The organism is Anaerotardibacter muris (genome assembly GCF_943192915.1).
In the GTDB taxonomy this organism is placed as follows: domain Bacteria; phylum Actinomycetota; class Coriobacteriia; order Coriobacteriales; family Eggerthellaceae; genus Anaerotardibacter; species Anaerotardibacter muris.
The window spans coordinates 439,844-463,201 of the sequence record NZ_CALPCD010000001.1; the positions used below are offsets into that span (position 1 = coordinate 439,844).

Annotated in this window: 17 protein-coding genes; 1 reads left to right on the forward strand and 16 read right to left on the reverse strand. The window is 51.7% G+C overall.

What is annotated here, in order from left to right; all coding sequences use genetic code 11:
* Positions 1-2 precede the first annotated feature (2 nt).
* From NFR25_RS01725 to dnaE, 11 genes are all read right to left on the reverse strand, one after another.
* Positions 3-1,193, reverse strand: a complete 1,191-nt coding sequence (locus NFR25_RS01725; RefSeq protein WP_251197527.1) for a hypothetical protein — start codon at positions 1,191-1,193, stop codon at positions 3-5.
* Positions 1,190-2,173, reverse strand: a complete 984-nt coding sequence (locus NFR25_RS01730; RefSeq protein WP_251197564.1) for a glycosyltransferase family 2 protein — start codon at positions 2,171-2,173, stop codon at positions 1,190-1,192. Before NFR25_RS01730 ends, NFR25_RS01725 begins: the two co-directional genes overlap by 4 nt.
* A gap of 37 nt (positions 2,174-2,210) precedes the next feature.
* Positions 2,211-3,440 carry a Coenzyme F420 hydrogenase/dehydrogenase, beta subunit C-terminal domain gene (locus NFR25_RS01735; RefSeq protein ID WP_251197528.1) on the reverse strand — a complete coding sequence of 410 codons (1,230 nt, stop codon included), beginning with the start codon at positions 3,438-3,440 and terminating at the stop codon, positions 2,211-2,213.
* Positions 3,441-3,449: 9 nt separating this feature from the next.
* A complete protein-coding gene (locus NFR25_RS01740) occupies positions 3,450-4,619 on the reverse strand; it encodes a polysaccharide pyruvyl transferase family protein (RefSeq protein WP_251197529.1) in 1,170 nt (389 codons plus the stop codon).
* A 15-nt stretch (positions 4,620-4,634) separates the two neighbouring features.
* A complete protein-coding gene (locus tag NFR25_RS01745; protein WP_251197530.1) occupies positions 4,635-5,714 on the reverse strand; it encodes a glycosyltransferase in 1,080 nt (359 codons plus the stop codon).
* Entirely contained in the window at positions 5,707-6,660 is a 954-nt protein-coding gene (locus NFR25_RS01750) for an NAD-dependent epimerase/dehydratase family protein (RefSeq protein WP_251197531.1), read from the reverse strand. The genes NFR25_RS01745 and NFR25_RS01750 overlap by 8 nt, the downstream gene beginning before the upstream one ends.
* 11 nt (positions 6,661-6,671) lie before the next feature.
* Complete coding sequence (locus NFR25_RS01755) at positions 6,672-7,469, reverse strand: sugar transferase (protein ID WP_251197532.1); 798 nt, start codon at positions 7,467-7,469, stop codon at positions 6,672-6,674.
* A 31-nt stretch (positions 7,470-7,500) separates the two neighbouring features.
* Complete coding sequence (locus tag NFR25_RS01760) at positions 7,501-8,469, reverse strand: YveK family protein (protein WP_251197533.1); 969 nt, start codon at positions 8,467-8,469, stop codon at positions 7,501-7,503.
* Positions 8,470-8,714: 245 nt separating this feature from the next.
* Positions 8,715-10,097: a sodium-dependent transporter gene (locus tag NFR25_RS01765; RefSeq protein ID WP_251197534.1), complete on the reverse strand. Its 1,383-nt coding sequence runs from the start codon at positions 10,095-10,097 to the stop codon at positions 8,715-8,717.
* A gap of 309 nt (positions 10,098-10,406) precedes the next feature.
* Positions 10,407-11,864 (reverse strand): tRNA pseudouridine(38-40) synthase TruA, encoded by a 1,458-nt coding sequence (gene truA, locus NFR25_RS01770; protein ID WP_251197535.1) that lies wholly within the window; start codon positions 11,862-11,864, stop codon positions 10,407-10,409.
* 4 nt (positions 11,865-11,868) lie between these two features.
* Positions 11,869-15,336 (reverse strand): DNA polymerase III subunit alpha, encoded by a 3,468-nt coding sequence (gene dnaE / locus NFR25_RS01775; protein ID WP_251197536.1) that lies wholly within the window; start codon positions 15,334-15,336, stop codon positions 11,869-11,871.
* Positions 15,337-15,733: 397 nt separating this feature from the next.
* Between dnaE and nrdD the strand changes: the two genes are divergently transcribed.
* Positions 15,734-16,168 carry an anaerobic ribonucleoside-triphosphate reductase gene (gene nrdD / locus NFR25_RS07495; protein ID WP_251197537.1) on the forward strand — a complete coding sequence of 145 codons (435 nt, stop codon included), beginning with the start codon at positions 15,734-15,736 and terminating at the stop codon, positions 16,166-16,168.
* Between the two features lie 249 nt (positions 16,169-16,417).
* Here nrdD and cysS read toward each other — a convergent pair whose 3' ends face one another.
* The 5 genes from cysS to NFR25_RS01805 form a co-directional block, all read right to left on the reverse strand.
* Entirely contained in the window at positions 16,418-17,953 is a 1,536-nt protein-coding gene (gene cysS / locus NFR25_RS01785) for a cysteine--tRNA ligase (RefSeq protein ID WP_251197538.1), read from the reverse strand.
* A gap of 43 nt (positions 17,954-17,996) precedes the next feature.
* A complete protein-coding gene (cysE, locus tag NFR25_RS01790; RefSeq protein ID WP_251197539.1) occupies positions 17,997-18,968 on the reverse strand; it encodes a serine O-acetyltransferase in 972 nt (323 codons plus the stop codon).
* Positions 18,969-19,100: 132 nt separating this feature from the next.
* A complete protein-coding gene (gene ispF / locus NFR25_RS01795) occupies positions 19,101-19,610 on the reverse strand; it encodes a 2-C-methyl-D-erythritol 2,4-cyclodiphosphate synthase (protein WP_251197540.1) in 510 nt (169 codons plus the stop codon).
* Complete coding sequence (gene ispD / locus NFR25_RS01800; RefSeq protein WP_251197541.1) at positions 19,610-20,452, reverse strand: 2-C-methyl-D-erythritol 4-phosphate cytidylyltransferase; 843 nt, start codon at positions 20,450-20,452, stop codon at positions 19,610-19,612. The genes ispF and ispD overlap by 1 nt, the downstream gene beginning before the upstream one ends.
* A 323-nt stretch (positions 20,453-20,775) precedes the next feature.
* Positions 20,776-23,355: an ATP-dependent Clp protease ATP-binding subunit gene (locus NFR25_RS01805; RefSeq protein WP_251197542.1), complete on the reverse strand. Its 2,580-nt coding sequence runs from the start codon at positions 23,353-23,355 to the stop codon at positions 20,776-20,778.
* Positions 23,356-23,358 lie beyond the last annotated feature (3 nt).

A 23,358-nucleotide genomic window follows, 5' to 3' on the forward strand; every position in this document is an offset into this window, starting at 1 on the left:
TACTACCACTCCATTCTTTTCTTGTGTGTCGCAATTGCGAAAGGCTGATCCTTTCCAAAAGCAGCAATTGCCACCAAAAGCGCAAAAGGATTAAACTCCAAGTATAAAGTCAGGTCATTGATTAACCCTGAAAAAGCAAGCATTGCAAGAATCAATACGGTAAAACAATCATTGTTCTTGTAAGCCTTGATACCTGCATACGTAAAAATCGCAAGATATATAATCGTGAAAACAACGCCTAGCTGAACAAGCAGCTTTATGTATAGATTGTCAATATAATTGTATTCGCCTACGTTTTGTATTGATCCATCCGCATTGAGTCCGTTTCCCACAACAGTAATTTGTTGGCCAAAAAACGAAATTCCATATTTATCGATTGCCTGGCTGCCTAAAGAGAGTCGCCCGCCTAATACACTACTAGCATCTAAAGCGCGCAAGAAATCATTAGTTGGTGAATACGCAAGTACGATTGCAAGAGAAAAAATTGCCATAGCGGGATAAGCAAAACTCAACAATCTAGATAGCCTTTTAGGGAACATGCTTTTTGCGCCACTAAAATATCCAGCCAGAACAATCAACACAGCTGTCAAGAAAAACGAGGTTCGGGAACCGCTGAAGGCGTAGATCGCGCAATCGATGATCAATAAAAGAACTACGCCAAAAGCACTGAAGTCTTTTTTCTTCAAATAAATCCAAAGAGCAGCAATGGCCATAAAAAACTGCGGAGCGCGCAGAGCATGGCGAAAACCAAGGTAATATCTCTCTCTCGATCCAGACAAGCTGCGATAATTCTCTATTAAACCAAGAAAAGATGACACGATGATAAAAAGAACGGAGACAGATAAAGTGACCAGAGCAACCTTTGCTACGGTTCTAAAGTCTCGATCTTGGGCACAAAACATGAACACAACAAGGTCGAGTACAAAACCTTGATCGGCGATAAAAACTGAAATGATAGCTATCGCTGCAAGCAGGATGCTAATTGCGGTTTTTTTAGATAACTTTATCGTCATCATGCAGCTTACAAGAGCTAGGATCAACGATACGACACGAATAGCGCGAAAGACATTACCGTCTATATATCCTGCAAAAAGAGACGCGAAGAAAACCATGCCCACTAGCCATAAGGATAAGGCAGCGTAATAAATAAAATCTGCAATAGGTGTTCGTTCTAAAGGAGACAGGTGGTTCATCTCATCAATCCAAGTTTTCTGCAAATTGAACAAAAGATCGAGAAAAGATGCTCTCCGAAATAGGTAACAACAACCGCAATACGCTCTCGTAGCCTTGCCTTAGCATCAAACAAAACAGTTTTACGGTACTTCTTCATCTCGTTCCAAAGGAGCTCTTTGTCTGCTTTATTATCTCGCGGGACCTGTGCATACACAAGCCGATTTACAGAGAAACACCTCGACGCGGCTGCAGTTGCTATAGCCTGCGACTGAGTACTAAGGTCATCCGCTAACTGCCTTGAAACATTGATCGCAGACTTAAGCTTGATTTCTGAATATTGCTCTCGTATGATGCTCGTTGATCGAAGCCTATACGCGTATAAATCTATACGCTCAAGCAAAGCAATACGAGTTGCTGCAAAAACAAACTTGTAGGTCGATGCCAAATCCTCATAGTATGTGCCTACAGGAAACGGGTTCGTACCTAAAAGGTCTCTTCTGTACATACGCCAAGGGGCACCCGTCGTATAAACTTGATAGAGCATACCCTCTAGATACTCTTCTTTTTCCAGTGTCTTGGTACTAAAATCTTCCATGCTCGAACAGAGCGGCACTTCATTTCCATCGGTAAATGAAGTGCCGCCAACAACAGCGGAAATCTCAGCTCCTGTAACTTCGATAGCCTTGTAGAGCATCTCAAGAAAGACGGGAGAGACGTAGTCGTCTCCATCTACAAAAGCGATGTAGCTACCCCCCGATTCTATAAGGCCCGCATTTCTTGCGTCGCTCAACCCACCGTTTTTCTTGTGCAAAACTTTGATAGGTACATGCTCTTTTGCGTAATGATCGCAAATATGACCCGAATTATCGGTCGACCCATCATCAACAACGATAACCTCATAGTTGGAATATGTTTGCTTAAGCAGGCTATCTAAGCAATCCCCTAGATAATTCTCAACGTTATAGACGGGAACAATAACGCTAATTAGGGGGTCGTTCATATTCTGCAAAGAACTACCTTACTCGACTTTTGTACCCTTACCTTCTGTGGAAGTTCTTGAGGAGACGTTTTGCAACGCGTTTTCCTTTGTCATAAATTCCCATTCCAACCATGATCTTTCGGATGGCTCGTTCAGCTTTAACGCGAACATTATCGGGAAACCACTTTTCTATAAGCTCAACGCTGTTGAGTTCTCGAAGATCTTCCAGAAAACATTGTCGCATAGTATTATCAGAAACGGAATTCGTCATCTCGCGAGAGTTACGAATAGCCTCTTCAACGTCAATTTCAATAACCAAAGCATATTGCCTGATACTTTGCATCATGTCTGCGCCTTTATCGGTATGAACCAGAACCCGGGTCACCCCCAGGTTGTTGTCTAGGGATCGATCCAGTTCATATATATCAAAGCAATCCCATAATGTAAGGTCTACTGGACGATAACGTTTTTTGAACTTGCACTCATAGCAACTCGGACGATCGCAAATGTTAGAGAAGAACGCTCTCAGCATTGGGTCACTTTCCACGCCCGCAGAATAAAAGGGGGACTCATCGTTTCTCTGAAAAGCACAGATATTCGAATAGCGATATCCATATTTACGTTTGTCACGAAAACGGACCGAATGGACACTTTTTCCGTATTCTTCCTGCAGCCAATTACAATATTTTTCGAACATTTGACGAACTGGGACCGCACGGCATACAACATCAACCAAAATCAGATTCTCTGGTTTGTGCCCTAGGTATTTGAGTAGACCTTCCGTCTGACACGGGGTCCCTGAAAAAAGAACGATCGTCCCTTTCCGAAGCTGCTCCTTCACGTTTTTCAATGAATAACCAATGGTGCTCTGAGAATATTTGCTATTCCGGAACAAGCTAAGTTGCTCTCGATCGTTAACAGAAAAACAATGAACCTCTGGTGCGCGACTCTCTATTTCACCATTGTATCCATGGCCAAAAACCAAGCCACCCTGCCCAAGAACCTCTTCTGCGAGCGCAGAAAAAGCACCTCCTGAAGTACTCTGACCTAAGATCGTTGGATCCTTGTGTTGGATAAGGAATGCTCGCTGATGTGTCGGTATTTCTTCAGAGCTGTTCAGAATGGGGCAAACTTTTTCACATTGTCCGCACTCGATACATGTCTCAAGATTTATATTTGGATATTCACATCCGAATTCATCTCTGATCAGGGAGAGAGATCCATTGGGACAAACGTTCATACAGGCTGCGCATCCGCAGCAATCAGCTTTGCTCGATATCTCTATCATTCGATTTCCCTAATCTAGAGCGCGTTGCAACCACTCATACGACTCAGCGCGATAGTTCTCTACCAGCTCCAAGAGCTCTTCTTGGTCAATCTTATGGTCTATATGCGACCTGGTCTGTCCAGGATGTTCACAGATTCTACCCTGTAGGTTCATACGATTCAGGAGAGTGTCGAGGCGCGAATTAGTGGACTGCGAGCCTTGGTTATTATGTCTTCTGAAAGAAGTGAAAGGCCGCTCGAACAATATCGAGAACACCGTTCCATGGTAAGAGTCTGTACATACATAAGCTGCATTTCTTAAAAGAGTAAGCCACTGAGCGGGCCCAACGTCATATGGCTGAAAATCTGCAAACTGCTTATCATCGTATGCAACATACTCGTCACAATGGCTAATTGCCAAAATAGGATATCCAGTCTCTTGGGAAATTCTCTTTACTTCTTCCCTGTGCCATATATTGTCTCCTAATAAATAGCAGAAAATATATGGTTTATCTGGAGCAGGATAAGACTCGTCAGAAACACGCGCCCACTGATCTTTATCAATCAGCATAGTTGGGTCACAAGTAACTGTCGCTTCCAGCCCCAAATCTTCGATGATGCGCAACCCACTCTGTTCTCTAACAGAAATTGCATAATAGCTCTTTAAGAACTCTTTTGCCTTCTTCATATAATTGGGAGGAAGTTTCGAAACACCAAAACTTGTCGAATACGATATCTTCTTTACTGGGTCTGGAACAAATGACAAAGTAAAGAAATCACCTGAAATATTTACAGGGAGCCATAACTGATCACTTCCGACTACAACATCTTCGAACTTTTGGCAGTATTTCGACAACTCTTCAAAAGAAAGAAAATGAGGGCCTAGAATAATGTGCTCTTCTACAAAAGCCTTAAACTTATTTCGGCGAGCTTGCATTTTTTTCCCAAAACTTGGGTTAACCTTTTGTTTTATCCTATGAAAAACGTAGCCGAGCTTTGCGCGATACAACTCAATGTCAAAAAGGTGCCTAGCATAATATTCCCGGCGGTTTTTACCGATTTCAGCCTGTAACCCGCTTTTATCAATCGTTACGGGAGTAAAGCCAATCTGCTCGACCGCTGCTTGCGTAGCGTAAGCCTGTAGAAGGCTACCATAATTTACTTTGTCGTAGCATGTTGCGAGAACAATTGTTTTAGCCATGCGGACCTTGCCTTATCATGCCCGATAAAACGATTCGAGCACCTTTGCCTCTGTAGACAAATCATATCCTTCTTTTTCTAACTCGGGTATGCAATTATAGCGTTCAGCACCCTTAAAAGAAAGGACGGCGGAAGCCCATTGGCTGGGCTCTTTGTCAAGCGGAATAAAGTCTACTTCTGGTCCGAATTGTACTTCCGAGGTTATTTCTGATGAGAAAATGCACGGGCAGCCAGAAGCCTGAGCCTCTATGCCTACTATTGGTAATCCCTCGTAAAATGACGGCAAAACAAAACAATCCAAAGCGGAATATATCGCAGGCAAATCCTCAGTTGCTCCCAGGTCAACCACAAATTCATCAAGTCCATATGAGTGAATCTGCTCAAAAACCTTTTCTTTTAGCTCTCCCCATCCGACCAAAAGCAAGCGCGCCGAGTTGTCTTTTTCGTGAACATCGCGAAAAATATCAATTAACGTCTCATGGTTCTTTTGGTAGCAGTATCTTGCAACCGTCCCAATTACAAAAGAATCCGACAATCCTAATCGTTCTCTTGTTTGTTCTCTTGCTTCGTTATCAAATTTGAATTTTTTCAAATTCATAGCATTCGGAAAAACTCGCACCTGATCGATTCTTTTCCCGAATAGCCATTTAGCCGATAAGTTCGAATTCGCTACATAATCAGTTGCATCCCAGGTCCCAAATCTTCTCAATACGTTTTTAAGCATATTCGATTTCTCGCTGGGATGTGAGGTGCTAAGATTGCAACTTATTCGTCTTTTAATTCCAGCACATTTAGATATAAACAGCGGAAAGACATTTAGGGAATTCATGCAAGCTTGAACAATATCAAACCTTCGATGCTTAAGCACTTTGTAAAGCTGACTCAAATACAGCGGTAGATTTTTTATAGAGGCAAGCTCTATAACCTCTACACCGAGCTCATCGAGGTCCTTGTATGAAACAGGTTCGTTTTTGTTTTGACAAGTGATAAAGGTAATCTCAAATTCATCTTTATTGAGTTTTGAAACATACGAGAGGAGGTAGGTTTTCAACCCTCCTGGTACAAAGCGATTGACTATATAGGCAATCTTAATCACGTAAGCTAGTCTCTCTTTTGTAATACTCAATAGTTGCCATGAGTCCGTCGTTTAAAAGCCTGAATTTCTTTTGTCCTATTTCATCGAAGTATCTCTGCATGCTTAAGACATTCACTTCAGTGTCGACTGACCTACCTTTATTATACGAAATTCTCGAACTTGAACCTGTAAGCCTTATTATTTCTTGAGCCAAATCGCCTATCGTCGTTCCTGACCCAGACCCAACATTAAAGATTTTCTGCTTTCCGTCATAAAAGGCAATATCCACTAAACAGTCAACCGCATCATCAATGTAAATAAAGTCTCTGGTCACATTGCCATCGCCGTACATTTCTATACTTGAGTTAGATAATGCCCTGTCAATAAATGCAGCGATTACACCTTGGCCAGTTTTTGTCCGCTGTCCTGGACCGTATGGATTAGCGAGGCGCGCAATACGATAATCCAAACCAGTTTGCTGATTATACAGATGCAGCAACTTCTCAGTAGTAAGTTTCACCAATCCGTATGTTGTAATTGGATTGACGTCATCTGTTTCCTTAAGAAGCTCTTGTCCCTTCCCATACACTGCGCCGCCAGATGACAAGAAAATATATTTCTTCACTCCTGCGTTACTACAGGCATCAATCACTCGAGCGTTGTCTTGGATCAACTGGAGCTCTTCAGGTATGGAGCGATTAGAACTTCCTGGGTTGCCCGCCCCTCTAGCATCGAAGACGATATCGAACTGCGCAAAACTCTGTGTTAGTGATTCTTCGTCACGATAATCAAGAGTTAATGAATGGGCCTTGGTGCCAATTTCCTTTTTCGCATCTCTGCGGCTTCCTCCAGCTAAAAAAGAGACACGCGAATCTGCTCCAAGTCGATCAATAAGCTTTTTTCCTATAAAGCCCGATGCGCCAAGAACTATCGTCTTGAAAGCGTCTTCATTCTGACTATCCTTCATAACACTATTCGCTAACTCCCTTGCGCTGTCATCACCACGCCGACCGTCTGAATGATTAACTTTATATCAGCCCACACGTTGCAGTTTTTGATATACAGCAAATCCAAATCAACCCATTCTTCAAACGTAATCGAATCACGATTGCGGCGAGTTTGCCAATAGCAAGTTATTCCTGGCTTTACTGCCAAACGCTGTCTTTGATAAGGCGTATAGGTTGCCACCTCGTTTGGGAGAGCCGGGCGTGGGCCCACTATAGAAATATCACCTTTTAAAACATTAAAAAACTGAGGAAGTTCATCAAGTGAAAGCTTTCGCAACCACCGCCCTACCTTTGTAATCCTCGGATCGTCCGCAATTTTAAATACAGGACCAGTTTTCTCGTTTAGATCCTTCAGTTCTCCTAGTCGTTGTTCAGCGTCTACGCACATCGATCTGAACTTATACATCTTAAAAGGCTTGCCGTCTTTGCCAATACGAGTTTGTTTAAAAAGAACTGGGCCTTTGGGATCGTCGATTTTTACGAGTATTGCAACAAGAACATATAACCACCAAAATAGGATAAAGAAAATAACGCTGAACGCAATATCCGCCACGCGCTTTAGGGCAAAGTAAAGCTTCTTTTTTTCAAGACCCTCAAGAGGATTTGGACCTATCGCAATTTCAAGTTCAGTAATCCGTTTGAACGTATCAGTATTTCCTAGTTCATACGCATATCCACTGCGAACAGAAAAGCGTTGCTCGCCCGATTGAGCTTGAGCCCTTGTTTGCTTAGCAATAGGAGAATCCTGGTTTTTCGAGTTTGTCGACAAAGATACTCCGTTCTTGACCGACCTAAAAGACTTACCCATTACTGTTTTCCAAACGGCCTTCGGTCAATAAAACAATGCCACCTATACTGGCTTTTGCAAATTTGAGCTCTTCAACGACTGATGATAGTGTCTTCCTCGAATCTCGCCATTCGCATACACACAAGATCGTAATATCAGCTTCCTTTGCAATGTACACCGCGCCAACACCTTCAGAGATTGGAGCACACTCTATCAATGTCACTATTTCTGGGAGGTTGATGGTGTTTAAACTCTGTGCATGGGGACTTCCCTTGACCCGAGTTGCAGCTATATGAGCATTTTCAAACGCACTAGCCAATTCAGCACAAGTAAGCGTAGCACCTGTATAACCGACGGGAACAATAGCAATATTAGAAGGGAGATCGTCTGACAAAAAACGAACATTAGCAAGCAATCGTTCGCCTCGATCTCTGTTCGGTATACACCCTAAAATAGGAAGGCTGGAAACATTTTCGATATCTTTACGCGATTTGATAGGTGCTTTCACTAGATCAAAAATCATCACACCGCAAATCATCACAACAAAAGCCGCGATAAATCCCATAATGGCAGCTTTAGCTGGGCCTATTGACTGATCCTCTGCAGTTACTGCCTCGTTGGTGCTTATTGAAGCTTGATTGTTGGCCTTTCGGTAATCTTCACTTGCGGCGATTACGGTTGCATTTGCAGCTGCAATGCATCCGCCATAATCGCTGCCTTGAGCCTCTATAGTAATTGTTCGATAAGCCGTTGAGGTGGTCGAGGTAACCTCAATTCCGTTTTGTGAAAAAAGCTCAGCTTCGTTTTGAGCAAACCCGCCAGCTAAAGCAATGTCGCCGTTAGTCAATAAGCTTGCCTTCGCAACATACGTGGGGGGTAGAACAAACGAAGCAAGTGCAGCGACAATTGCGCAGATGACTGGCACAACGATTACATATTTCATGTAATGGCGAATTAACTGCGCCAGATCTGCCAAAGTCATACTGCCCTCCTTTTGGCTGAAAGATACAAATCAAGATACAAAAGCATGCTATCTCATTATCCTCGAAAGTACTCAAATGACATACAACGTAAATCGACTGCTTGACATCGAACATCGATTCTTCAGAACAGACCATTGCCTCGAACAATAACACTCTTAGCTATATTATAAAATCTCACAAATCTAATTCTATCTGCAAAAACATCCGAACAATTGACAAGCCGATTACCGCCACATTGCCACATTTAGATGGTCATAAATCCTAAGAATTGCGCGATGAAGGAGATGAAGACGATGGCGATCAAGATCGGGGCGATGTACTTGATCATGATGCGCCATGCAGCGCGCCACCTGAACGGAGCGGAGACCATGATCTCGTCCTCGATGATCTTCGGCTTGATGCACCAGCCTACGAAGATACAGGTAAGGAACGCAACAATAGGCATCATGACCGTGTTCGAAACGAAGTCGAAGAAGTCCAGCAACGAACTGCCTTCGCCCAGCGGCTCGATGAACGAAAGACCGTTGTAGCCCAGGTTCACGAACACGGCCGCTACCGCAATGATCGCAAACGTAAGGACCATCGCCTTCTTGCGCGAACACTTCGCACCGTCATGCATGATGGAAACGCAGGTCTCGGTAAGCGAGATTGCCGAAGTGAGTGCTGCGAACACTACCAACAAAAAGAAGCACACGCCAATGATGGGCGCGAAATCGCCAAAAGTAGCGAACATCTGCGGCAGCACCACGAACATAAGTCCTGGGCCAGAATTTTCCGTGACCGCATCGGGCGTACCGAGCGCAACGAAAGCTGCAGGTACGATCATAAGGCCAGCCAGGAACGAAACGCCCACGTCAAAGCCTGCAACGCGGATGGCGCTGGAGGTGAGTGCATCTCGCTGCTTCATGTAGGAACCATAAGTGACCATGATGCCCATAGCAATGGAGAGCGAGAAGAACATCTGGCCAAGCGCCGCAACCACCAATTCAGGCGAGAATGCCGAGAAATCGGGGATGAGGTAATATGCCGCGCCATCGAGCGCGCCAGGCTGGCACAGGGTGTAGATGACCAGCACGATGGTCATGATGATGAGCGCTGGCATCATCACCAAGTTCGCCTTCTCGATACCGCCCTTAACGCCGCGCGATACCACGAAGAACACGATGAACATGAAGATGAACAGGAAAACGTACGACTCGAAATTGCTGGTGATGAAGCCCGTGAAGTAGTCGCCGCCATCGCCGATGACCGCTGGGGCATCGAAGAAATAGGCGCTTGCGAACTTCGCCACCCAGCCGCCGATCACGCAGTAATACGGCGTGATGATGAAGGGAACCAGCGATGCCAGAATGCCGATGAAGGCATACTTCTTGCCGAACATCTTGAACGCACCGATGGTGGACTGGCGCGTCTTGCGGCCAAGTGCGATCTCTACGAGCAAGAGCGACAGGCCGAACGTGAAGACCAGCACCAGGTAGGTGAGCAAGAACATGCCACCGCCGTATTTCGCTGCCAAGTACGGGAAGCGCCAAAGGTTGCCCAGACCCACCGCAGAAGCGGCGGCTGCCAAGATGAAGGCCCATTTACTAGACCACGTATCGCGAGCTGCATTCGCAAGCTGTGCCATGAATCCCCCATTCAGGTTTGGTAAGCAGACAAAACGCAAAGCGTCCGCGCACGCGCACGCTCCGTTTTGGGTTCTGTTAAAGATAGCAAAAGACGAACGAGTCCCGCACAGGAGCGCGGCTAAGGGCGCGAGCTGGTGAACGTACGGCAAATGGATGGGGGAAACGGATTGAGGGATGGATTAGGAGGATGCTTGGGAGGATGAATTGGGGGGCGGTGGCAAAGGCGTCTGGGATAGTTTTGCCTCCGCCCCCGATCTGCCCGATCTGTTGACGGGACAGTTTGCCTGTGTCCCAGATCTGTTGATCTGTTACTGGTTGGCTTCGCGGGCACGGCGACGGGCGCGGGCGCCAGCAGCAGTGAGCACCGTGGGTGATTGCGTAGGCAGCGGTTCGGTGGAGTCGCCATCTGCCTGGGTCGCTTCAGTATCGAAGCCAGGAAGCGTTTGCTTGAGCTCGGCTGCAAAGGAGTTCGGCTGCTTCGCTTTAGCGCTCTTGGAAGCTTTCGGTGCTTTCGATGCCGCTGCTGGTTGCTCCTCGGCCTTCTTGCCCTTTGCGGGCACTTCAGTATGCGCGGCGCCACTGGGAACCACAGATTGCGCCTTCGGCTTTGTGGCTTGAGTAGCCTTGTTCACAGGCAGTGCAGAAGCGCTCGCAACGGGGTCAACCATTGCACCTTCTAGGTTCGGACCGCGCGGGATCACCATCTCGCGAGCATGTTCCTTTTCCTGCCACCATTTCGACCATGGCGATGCCTTGACTTCGCGCGCTTCCTTATCGGCGCTCTTGACGGCTTTAGTAGCTTTAGCTCCCTTGGCGGCCTTCACAGCCTTCTTCGCGCGCTTACCGCCTTTGCCGCTCTGCTTGTCAGAAGGTTCGTGCACGCGCGGCAGCTCTTCGGTGTCCGCCTCGAACAGCGCTATCTCTTCGATGGCGTCCGAAAGCGAACGCTCGGTGACCACTTCCCCGCGATGTTCGCTCGGGCGCGGATCGTAATAGAAATCCTCTTCGGGATAGACCACGTTCCACAGCACCAAACCCTGCGCTGGCGCATTCTGCCCCGCAGCTTGGCGGTTACGCGCCTCAAGCACTTCCTTCACCCACTCAGGCGGACGCTTCCCTGCGCCTACCAGCGCTAACGTGCCCACCATAGTGCGCACCATGGAGTGCAGGAACGCATTTCCCACCACGCGGATGCGGATGAAATTCGAATTCCAGATCTGCTCTTGGGTGAAAGAGACCTCGCTCACGAAACGCTTCGTGGGCTTGCCCTTCGCGGACACTGCCATGCAGAAGCTCTTGAAGTCGTGTTCGCCAATAAGATAGTGGGCCGCGTTGCGCATAGCCTCGATATCGAGCGGCTTGGCCACGTGCCAGCAGAACGACTCCATCAACAGCGGCGGAGCATCGTCCGTGCAAAGGTAATAGTGGTATTCGCGCGACATGGCCGAAAAGCGCGCGGAGAAATCTTCTGGCATGGGGCGCACTTCGCGAAATGAAATGGCCTCGTGCGTGAGCGCGTTGAGCGAACGCAACAGCGTGTCGGGCTTGCGGCGAAACCACTCATCGGGCAGCAGGTCGAAGGAAACCACCTGGCACAGCGCATGCACACCCGTATCGGTGCGACCCGCGCACGTGGTCTCTACTTCGCGATGGAACAGCAGCTCAAGCGCTTCTTCGATGCTTCCTTGCACTGTGCGCTGACCATTCTGACGCGCGAAGCCCGAAAACGGTGCGCCGTTATATGTGAGCCACGCCGCTATCCTCATGTGCTTAGGACGCTTTCCAAATCTCGCGTCCGAACAGGTCGTGCAAGTTCGCCTTCAGACTGTGATTGCGTGAATCGATGGTCATGGGCAGCTCGGCGCGCATACGATTGCCATCGGCTTGCTGGACGAACAGCACGATAGGATCGTTGCCAGGGTGGCCGTTCAATATCTCGAACAAGCGCGACGAAGCCACGGCATTCAGCTCGCGCGACTGCACCTGCAGCTCCATGCACAGTGGCTTCACGTTCTGCTGCTCTTCGGTAAGCTCCAAGCGTTCCACTTCGTAGACCACTATCTGGTTCGCGCGATCACTGGCTTCGAACTTGCCCTTCACTACCACCACCGCGTCTTCTTCGAGCGCTTCAGCGAACTTCTCATAATCGAAGCACACGCACTCGATGCTACCGGCCAGGTCTTCCAGCATGAAGTTCGCCATCAGCGTGCCGCGCTTGGTGCGGCGGGTGTTCACTTCCGCGATAAGGCCCGCGCACTTGATGTGCTTGATACTCTCATCGCGTTCGGAAAGATCGGTCATCGTGTATTTGTTGATGTTCGAAAGATAGCCTTCGTAGGAGCTGAGCGGATGGTCCGAAACGTACATCTTCAAGATCTCTTTTTCGAAGGTGAGCAAGGTCTTCTTGTCCCACTCCACGCCATTGGGTTCGGGGATCTCTTGGACGAAGCCAGCATCGGGATCATCCGCGAACATGTCGAACATGCTCACTTGACCTGCGGACTTATCTTTCTGACGCTTGGTTGCCTCTTCGAGCAGCGGCGTTTCATCGATGAAGTACATCAGCTGCTTGCGCGTGTAGCCCGTCGAATCAAACGCGCCCGACTTGATCAGCGCTTCGAGCGTCTTGCGGTTATAAGCGCTAGCATCCACGCGATTCACGAAGTCGTGCAACGACGTGAAGGGGCCGTTCTCTTCGCGTTCCTTGATGATCTCTTGGACCACCTTCGCGCCAACACCACGCACGCCAGCCAGACCGAAGCGGATGCCGTTGTCGATAGCGGTGAATTCCATGTTCGAGGAATTGATGTCGGGCGGCAGCACAGGGGTGCCATTGTGGTTCGCGCTGGCAATGTAGCGAATCAGCTTGTCGTTGCTGCCCATGTAGCTGGTCAGCACCGCAGCCATGAATTCGTTGGGGTAATGCGCCTTCAGGTATGCCGTGCGCATGACCAAGATGGCGTACGCCGCGGAATGCGACTTGTTGAATGCGTACTTCGCGAACTTTTCAGCGTCAGCCCAGATGCGCTGAGCGATCTCGAGCGAATAGCCGTTCTCTACTGCGCCAGAATTCCAATCTTCCTGCAGCTGGCGCATAACGTCGAGCTTCTTCTTGCCCATCGCCTTACGCAGCTTGTCAGATTTGCCCGCCGAAAAACCGCTCATCACCATGGAGATCTGCATGATCTGCTCCTGGTAGACCATGGTGCCGTAGGTTTCCTCCAGGATGGGACGCAGGCGGTCGTCGTAATAATGGATGGTCTCGGGGTTCTTTGCCACCTTCACGTAGTCATCCACCATGCCCGACTCGAGCGGGCCCGGACGATTGAGCGCGATGGATGCCACAACGTCGGAGAATTGGCGCGGCGGCAGGCGCTTGAACAAGCTAACGTAGAGCGGGCCTTCCACCTGGAACAGACCATCCATGTTGCCCGACTGCATCAGCTCGAATGCCTTCTGGTCGTCGGTGGGGATCTCTTCAGGAACGATCTTGATGCCGTAGCGCTCTTCGATGTTGCGGCATGCGATGGAAAGCACGTCCAAGGTTCGCAGACCCAGGAAGTCCATCTTCAGAAGTCCCAGGTCGGGCGTGTAGTGACCGTCGTACTGGGTGATGATGCCGCCGCCCTTGGTGTCGCGCTTCATGGGCACGTGGTCGCTCATGGGATCGCGGCAGATGATGGTAGCGCATGCGTGCACGCCTTCGCCGCGAACGTGGCCCTCGATGGATTTCGCCGCATCGATGACCTGCTTCACGTCGGATTCGGTTTCGTAGGCTTTCTTCAGGTCGGGGTTCTTCTCCAGTGCCTGGTCGATGGTGATGCCCAGTTCGTTGCCGATCATCTTGCAGATGCGGTCGCCCGTGGCGTACGGGTAATCCAACACGCGGGCAGCATCGCGCACGGCGTTCTTGGCCTGCAGCGTGCCGAAGGTGATCACCTGGGAAACATGGTCTTCGCCATAGACTTCTTTGATATGGTCGATAACTTCTTCGCGCCTGCCCTGTTCGAAGTCGACGTCGATATCGGGCATCTCCACGCGTTCAGGGGAAAGGAAGCGCTCGAACATGAGGCCGTTGGGCAACGGGTCAAGGTCGGTGATGCCCATAGCATACGCCACGATAGCGCCTGCCGCAGAACCACGGCCCGGACCAACGCCGATGCCCTGGCTGCGCGCCCATTCGATGTATTCCTGCACGATGAGGAAGTAAGCGGGGAAGCCTTGGTCGATGATGACCTGCATTTCGTAGTCCGCCTGCTTCTGCACGTGCTCGGGCACGGGGTCGCCGTAGCGTTTCACCAGGCCTTCTTGCACGCGCTTGCGGAACCATGAATCTTCCGTTTCGCCATCGGGCAGCGGGAAGCGCGGCAAGATAGGGTCACGCTCCAGCTCCACGTTGCACTTTTCGGCAACTTCGATGGTGTTATCGCACGCCTCGGGGAAATCTTTCAGCGCCTCGCGCATCTCCTCTTCGGTCTTCATGTAGAACTGGTCGTTGGGGAACTTGAAGCGCTTTTCTTGGTTGATGGTCTGGTTGGTGCCGATGCACAGCATGACGTCCTGCGCGTTGGCGTCTTCTTGCGTAAGATAATGGAAGTCGTTGGTGGCGATGGTCTTCAGGCCCAGGTGGTTCGCGATTTCAGTGAGTTTGCGGTTCATCTCCAGCTGGGACATGCCCGCGTTGGTGGTGATGCCCTGGTCCTGCAATTCGATGTAGAAATCGCCTGGTTCGTAGAGCGCAGAAAGTTTCTTGGCCCATTCCACAGCTTCGTCGATCTGGCCATTGTCGATGCAGCGCGGGATGATGCCTGCGATGCACGCGCTGGTGGCGATGACGCCTTCGGAGTACTTCTCCAGCATCTCGAAGGTGGTGCGCGGACGGTAGTAGAAGTTGTCCACGTGGGATTCGCTGACCAGCTTCACGATGTTGTGATAGCCCGTGTTGTTCTTGGCCAACAGGATCATATGATGAAGCTTCTGCTTGCCTTCTTTTTTAAGGCTGGAGTCAGTGGTGAAGTAGACCTCGCAGCCGAAGATGGGCTTCACCCAGATGTCGGTCTCGGCCTTCACGCGATCACACGCGTCAGCCAGTTCGGGAACACCTGACATAACGCCGTGGTCGGTGATAGCGACTGCGGGCATGCCCAGTTCAGCCGCGCGTTTCACCATGTCGTAAACCTTCGTTGCACCATCGAGAAGCGAATATTCGGTGTGGTTGTGAAGGTGTACGAATGCCATATGCTACTTCCTTAATGTGACGTCTCCAGCGTAAGTTTTTCAGGTCTTCATTGTGCCATCTTCGGCAGCGACTTTCTAGGTCATTTATGGGTCATTCGCAAACTGATCACGAACGGTTCCAGAGGGCCGCTTGATGGCCGTTTTCCGTTCGCGGAAAAGGGTGTGTAGCACGGATCCGAGCGAACATTCGTCCAAAACGCCTGGTGCTATATACACAATATATTGTGCTACAGGATGTTTCTTGGAGATTTTGTCCACAAAATATGGTGATTTTCGGTTTACAGCGCTTGGCGATTGGGTTAGAGTGAATGAGGTAAGTTAATTGATACTTCATCGGTAACAATTAACCAATGGTAACCGTAACCGAAAGGGCTACGCTAAGCAGATAGGAAGTGAAATGAACACGCTTGAAGCACCGGCATTCGCAGCTCAAAACACACTCACGGATGCTAAAGCAAACCTCAACGAAGCTCAGGCAAATGCACACGCACATACGCACAAACCAGCAGCTTCAACGGAACATAAGCACCTGCAGAATGTTTCGATCACCGTATCCTATTCGACCCCAGACGATCTTCGCGTTACCGACGAAGAGCTCGCGCAGTATATCGCTCGCGGCCGTCAGCTTGAGCCGAGCAAGGATCTTGCTTGGATCGATTGCGCGGTCGAGGCTGAAGATGTTGCGATCCATTATGGATACCATGCTCAGCCGTTCGAGCGCATCCGCCGCATCACGGGCTATCTCGTTGGTACGCTGGATCGCTTCAATGATGCGAAGCGTGCTGAAGAATCTCAGCGCGTGAAGCACGATGTTCCGTGCACTTGCCGCTAACCGCGGCTTGATCGCAGCATTTGGCTCGACACACAGCTCAACCGAATACGACAGCTAAATGCAAAAGCCGCCTTCCCCAGGCGGCTTTTTCCTTTTCGGACACTTTGGGGACAGGTCCGTTTCTGTCCGGGACAGTTTGGAACCCGTCCCCATTTTGTCCGGGACAGAAAAGGGATAGGCCAGAGATCCTATTTGGTACTTCTGGCCTGTCCCCAAAGTGTCCGGGACAAAAAACGGACCTGTCCCCGGTTAGGCTTTGACGATGCGGGCGCCTTGCGGGGTGTCTTCAATGCGGAAGCCGATCTCGTTCAGACCATCGCGGATAGCATCGGCTACGGCATAGTTCTTGGCTGCACGAGCGTTCGCGCGCGCATCGAGCAAAGCCGCCATCGCTGCCTTCACCGTGGAAGGATCAGCGCCATCGCCTGGCGAAAAGCCCGCGAATTCCATGGCAAGCACCATCATCTCAGCAGCGCTTTCAGCATCATCGAGCACGGTTGCGGTGGCATCCGTTGCATCCTTCACTTCGATCGAGATACCCAGCACATCCATCAGCTCGACCACAGCCTGAGCGGCATCGGTCAGTGCCTTGGCGTCAGCCGCGCTCACCTGCGCATCGGCCGTGAGCGTATTCACCTCGCCAACGAAGTTGAAGATGGCACCCAGGGCGCCAGCGGTATTGAAATCGTCATCCATCGATTCAGTGAAGGATTCCTTCAGCTGGTCGACCAATGTCTCCACCTTCGATGCCAGATCAGAGCCATCGCCTGTGGGCTTCTTCGCCAACCACAGTGTGTTGGTGACGAAGTTCTCCAGGCGCTCGAGCGCCGCGGCCGATTCCTTCAGGCGCGCATCGGAGAAATCGAGTGGGCTGCGGTAGTGTGTTTGCAACATGAGCATGCGCAGCACCGCGGGGTCGGTGGTCTCAAGGATGTCGCGCAGCAGCAGGAAGTTGCCAAGCGACTTGCTCATCTTCTCGGAATTGATCTGGAGCATGCCGCCATGCATCCAGTAATTCGCGAACGTAGTATCGAACGCTGCCTCAGATTGAGCGCGCTCGTTTTCGTGATGCGGGAAGCACAGGTCTGCGCCGCCGCCGTGGATGTCGAAGGGCAGCTTCAAATACTTCTCCGACATGGCCGAGCATTCGATATGCCAACCAGGCCTTCCCTGCCCCCAGGGCGATTCCCAGCTGGGCTCTCCAGGCTTAGCAGCCTTCCAGAGTGCGAAGTCAAGCGGATCGCGCTTACGATCTTCCAAGCCTTGACCGTCCGCGCGCAGTTCACGATGACCCGACTCCATCTCGTCAACATTGCGATTCGAAAGCGCACCGTAGTCGGAATAAGAGCGCACCGCGAAGTACACATCGCCATCGACCGCATAAGCATGACCTTTGTCGATGAGCTTCTGCACCAGGTTGATCATGGTGTCGATCTCTTCGGTCGCCTTCGGGCGGATATCGGGATCCTGCACGCCAGCCGCATGCATGTCAGCGATGAACGCATCCGTGTATTCTTTTGCTACCTCAGCCGCTGTGCGATCCTCTTCGGCCGCTTTGGTGATGATCTTGTCGTCCACGTCGGTGACATTCTGCACGAACGTTACTTCGAAACCGCGCCACGTAAGATAGCGACGAATGGTATCGAAGGAGATGAACGTGCGTGCGTTGCCGATATGGATGTAGTTGTACACGGTGGGGCCGCACACGTACATGCCCACCTTGCCTGGCTCAACGGGGACGAATTCGCGCTTACTGCGTGTCTTGGTGTCATAGATCTTGATCATGGTCGGGTCCTTTGGGTCGTTTATTCAAACGCCGTTTTCGGCGCTAAGCATTCGTATCGGAATCTTGATTGATAGCGCGCTCTTGCGCAACTTCAGCTTCAGCAAGGTCCAGATCTTCCACCTGCTTCTGGGCTGCTTGCTGTTGCACTGCGAACGCCTCAAGTTCGTCCACGCGCTTGTACAGGTTGCGGATCGCACGCTCAACAGGGTCGGGCAAGTCTTCTAGGCGGCTGTCCTCCTGAATGGAGCCACCGTCGAGGAAGTAGTCGCGATGATTCGCTCGAACGAAGGCGGTCTCGCGCTGAGATTCAACAGAGTTGCCAGTTACCGTAACGCTCGACTGCGTCACTTCAACCTCCACCTGCGTTGTGCCTGATAGCGAAGCAGAAGGCGCGCCTGCTGACGAATCCACCGAAGCCGCTTCGATCTTTGCAGCGGCAGCTTTCTCCAGTTCGGCCTTACGTTCTTCTTCGGCCTTCTTCGCCGTGGAAACGCCATCGCGCATGACAATGTGGCCAGGAACGCCCACCACGGTGCAGTTAGGGGGCACATCCTTCACCACCACAGAACCGCCACCGATCTTGGAGTTATCGCCGATAGTGATGGAGCCGAGCACCGAGGCGCCCACGCCCACCATCACGTTGTTGCCCAAGGTTGGATGGCGCTTGCCAGTCTCTTTGCCCGTACCGCCCAGGGTAACGTTCTGATAGAGCACGCAGTCGTCGCCGATGATGGTGGTCTCGCCGATGATCACGCCCATAGCATGGTCGATGAAGAAGCGGCGACCGATCTGCGCACCGGGATGGATCTCTACGCCCGTCCAAAAGCGAGCACACTGAGAAAGGTAGCGCGCCAATCCACGCAGACCCTTCTTCCACAGCCAATGATTGATCACATGCGCCCAACGCGCTTGAAGGCCCGGATAGGTGAGCCAGATGAGGAATTTCGAGGGGGCGGCGGGGTCCGTTGCTTGGACGGTGCGGATATCCTCCGCCATGGTTGAAAAGATGTTCATGGGATCTGCCCTTCTTGTCTTGCGAAATAGTACCACGTATAGCGCGGGCACCGCTCCATCAATAGGTGGTCCATCAATGGGCGGCGGTTGCTCTGTGCGTGCACTAAGATCCGCACGAGCGCGCCGAAAGCACTAACAACATCGACAGACAAGGGCAACGGCCTGGGCCGAGATGCCTTCTTCGCGGCCTTCGAAGCCAAGATGTTCAGTGGTGGTGGCCTTGAGGCCAACATTTTCAGGGGTAAGCCCGCAAGCGCGTGCGATATTCTCGCGCATTGCATCGCGGTACGGAGAAAGTTTCGGTGCTTGAGCTGCGATGACGCAATCGATATCCAAGATGTCGAAGCCGTTTTCACGCACCAGGTCCGCAACCGCCTTCAGTAGTTTGAGCGAATCGGCACCTTCATAGGCGGGATCAGTATCAGGGAAGAGCTTGCCGATGTCCCCTAAGCGCGTGGCCCCGAGCAGCGCATCGGCAATGGCGTGGAGCACCACGTCGGCATCGGAATGGCCATCGAGCCCCTGATGATGCGGGATGGTAACACCGCCCAAGATGAGCGCGCGATCAGGCGCGAATGCATGCACGTCATAGCCAAGGCCAACGCGCAAGCTGCGCAATTGTTCACTTGCGGTCTTCGCCATTAGGACTCGATCCCCTCGATGAGTGCCTGACGTACTGCCGCGGAGATGATGAGGAAATCTTCGGGCACTGTAAGCTTGATGTTGTCGCGCTTACCTTCGACCACCATCACGCGGCCGCCAAGGCGCTCGATCAGCGAAGAGTCATCCGTGCCAACGAAGCCATCGGAAAGAGCTGCCGCATGCGCGCGACGATAGATGCCCGCGCGGAAGATCTGCGGGGTCTGCGCATTCCAAAAGACTGAACGATCAGGGGTTCCTTGGATGATGCCATTCTCCACGATCTTCAGCGTGTCGATGGTAGGATGCCCCACCACCGCGCCGTCGCAATCGATATTGCCCTTCAGCACGCTAATGGTATGCTCCACCAGGTCGCGCGAGATGAGCGGGCGGGCGCCGTCATGGAGCATAACGTATTCGAAATTATCGGGGACCAATTCGAGGCCCGAAAAGGCCGATTCCTGACGAAGCGAACCTGCTGGCGCCATGACGATGGGCGTTGCGAATGGGAACGGATCGATGGCTTTGCGCAGGTATTCTTCGGTGCGCTCTTCAGGACACACCACCACGATAAGTCCCACGTCGCCTACGCTGTCGAACACCTCGGCCGAACGCGTGAGGATGGGCTTGCCTGCAACCTCTACCAGCTGCTTGCCGCCTTCCACCCCGAAGCGCTCACCACTGCCACCAGCCAGGATGATCACTGCCGTCTGCGCGTTTTCGTTCACCGTGCCCGTGAGCTGCATCTGCGTGCGAAGCGCATCGAAGGTGTCGCTGTCCTTCACTTTTTGCAGGAGCTTGTCGATAGCCTGGGGGCTGAAGACGGGGTCGATGGTTTCTGGCATAGAGACCTCTTATCGTTATGCTGCCTAAACAGCTTGAATTCTTGCCCTTCTAGTTTACTTCATCTGCTAGGTTTTTGATAATGCACGTCCGAAGACTGAGGCACCTGCGAAGTTCAAATTCTCCTGCTACCCTGCTCGCCCTTCGGGCTGGTGCGGTCGCTCGATGTACTACTTAACTTATATTTATGCATCGAGAGAATCTGATACCTCACTGGCACCTCAGGCGTCTCTCTCCTTTGTTGACTATCGTCCAACAGATATAAAGCAAGAAAGCCCGCTTAAGTAAGCGGGCCTTCGTTGAGGTCTCTCTGCTGCGTAGAGGCTTAGTCGGCGGCGGAGTCGCCTGAAGAGCCGCGGCCCGAACCAGAGCCACCACGGGTAAGGCCCGCACGACCAAGGTCGTAACCGCTCAAGATGAGCTCGGCTTCCTTAGCGATGGTGTCGCGCTTGCGCGGAGCTGGGATCAAACCAGAGCCCTGCTTGAACACGAGCTTCTCGTCGTCCACGTCCACATCGATGACCGAACCGCTGGTCCACTTGCCTTCCAGGATCTGCTCAGAGATTGGATCTTCGAGCAAGCGCTGGATAGCGCGGCGCAGCGGGCGCGCACCGAAGGACAGGTCGGTGCCCTCCTTGGCAATATAGCGATTCGCGGCATCGGACATGTTGATGGTCATGTTCTGCTCGATCAAACGGTCGCGTAGGTCTGCCACCATCAGATCCACGATCTCGACGATCTCATCTTCAGTGAGCGACTTGAACACGATGATGTCATCGATACGGTTCAAGAATTCGGGGCGGAACAGGCGCTTTACCTCGCTCATAACGCGGGTCTTGATCTCGCCGTCGTCCATGCCCGAGCCTCCGCCAGAAGTGAATCCCAGCGGCGTGGTAGCGGTGATCTCGCGCGCACCCACGTTCGAGGTCATGATGATGACCGTATTGCGGAAGTCGACCATGCGACCCTGCGCATCGGTCAAGCGACCCTCTTCAAGGATCTGCAGCAAGATGTTGAACACATCGGGGTGAGCCTTCTCGATCTCGTCGAAGAGCACCACCGAATAGGGGCGCTGGCGCACCGCAGTGGTAAGCTGGCCACCTTCATCGTAGCCCACATAGCCCGGAGGCGAACCGATCAGACGCGAGACCGTATGCTTCTCCATGTATTCGGACATATCGAAGGAGATGAGCGCATCCTGGGAGTTGAACAGGAATTCCGCGAGTGTCTTGGACAGCTCGGTCTTGCCAACACCCGAAGGACCGAGGAAGATGAACGAACCAGCAGGACGCTTGGGGTCCTTCAAGCCTGAACGACTGCGGCGGATCGCCTTCGAAAGCGCCGTTACCGCTTCATCCTGGCCGATGACGCGCTCATGCAGCACAGACTCCATGCGCAAGAGCTTCTCGGTTTCCGCCTCGGTCAAATTCGAAACGGGAACGCCGGTGGTCATCGAAACAACATCGGCGATATCTTCCACCGTGATCTCGTTGATGATCTTCTGGGTCTTCTCTTCCCAATCCGCCTGAGCCTTCTTACGCTCTTCGCGCACCTTGGCTTCACGGTCGCGCACATCAGCGGCACGCTCGAAATCTTGATCAGCGATAGCGGAATCCTTCTCAGCACGAAGCTGACGCAACTTGTCGTCAAGTTCCTGAAGTTCATCAGGCAAGACCATGTTACGGATGCGCATGCGCGCGCCCGCTTCGTCAAGCACATCAATAGCCTTGTCGGGCAGGAAGCGATCTTGGATGTAGCGGTCGGAAAGCGAAACGGCAGCCTGCAGCGCGTCGTCCGAGAAGTGCACATGATGATGCTCTTCGTACTTGTCGCGCAAGCCCTCCATGATGCGGACCGCCTGCTCTTCGTTGGGCTCCTTGATGACGACCGTCTGGAAGCGACGCTCGAACGCGGAATCCTTCTCCAAGTGCTTGCGGTATTCATCGAGCGTGGTAGCGCCGATGATCTGGATCTCGCCGCGCGACAGCGGCGGCTTCAGGATAGAAGCTGCGTCCATGGAGCCTTCGGCAGCACCCGCACCGATGAGCGTATGCAGCTCGTCGATGAACAGGATGATGTCGTTAGCCTGCTCCACTTCTTTGATGCATTTCTTCAGGCGCTCTTCGAATTCGCCGCGATACTTCGAGCCCGCGACCAACGCCGAAACGTCCAAGGTGACCAAACGCATGTTACGCAAGATATCGGGCACCTGGTCAGCTACGATCAGCTGCGCCAAGCCTTCGACCACCGCGGTCTTACCCACGCCTGGTTCGCCCAAGAGCAAGGGGTTGTTCTTCTGGCGACGGCACAAGATCTGCATGACGCGTTCTATCTCGCCCGCGCGCCCGATAACGGGGTCGAGCTTGCCATCAGCAGCCTTCTTCGTTAAGTCGACGCTGAATTCCTTCAGCACGCTATCGGAAGGCGCTGCCTGAGGGTCGAAATTCTGGCCCGCGAACACAGACGACTGACCGACCAGGTCGTTCAGTGCAGCACGCAGATCGTCACCCGAAACGCCCATGCGCTCGAGCACTTCGATGGCCGTGCCTTCGTTTTCGCGGATGATGCCGAGCAACAGATGCTCGGTAGAAATGTAGCTTTGGCCCATCTGCATGGCTTCACGCAGGGAATTCTCCAACACGCGCTTCACACGCGGGGTGAAGCTCAAATGGCCCGACACATCGGTAGATTCATCGATGGTGACCAAACGGCGGATAGCAGCCACCGTGGCTTCGTAATGCACGCCCAAACGCTCGAGCGCCTGTGCGGCTAGGCCATCTTCTTCTTTGAGCAAAGCCAAGAGCACATGCTCGGTACCGACGTAGGGCTGGTGGAGCCCACGAGCTTCCTCCTGAGCCAAGACCAGTACCTTGCGGGCTTTGTCAGTGAACTTGTCGAACGACATACG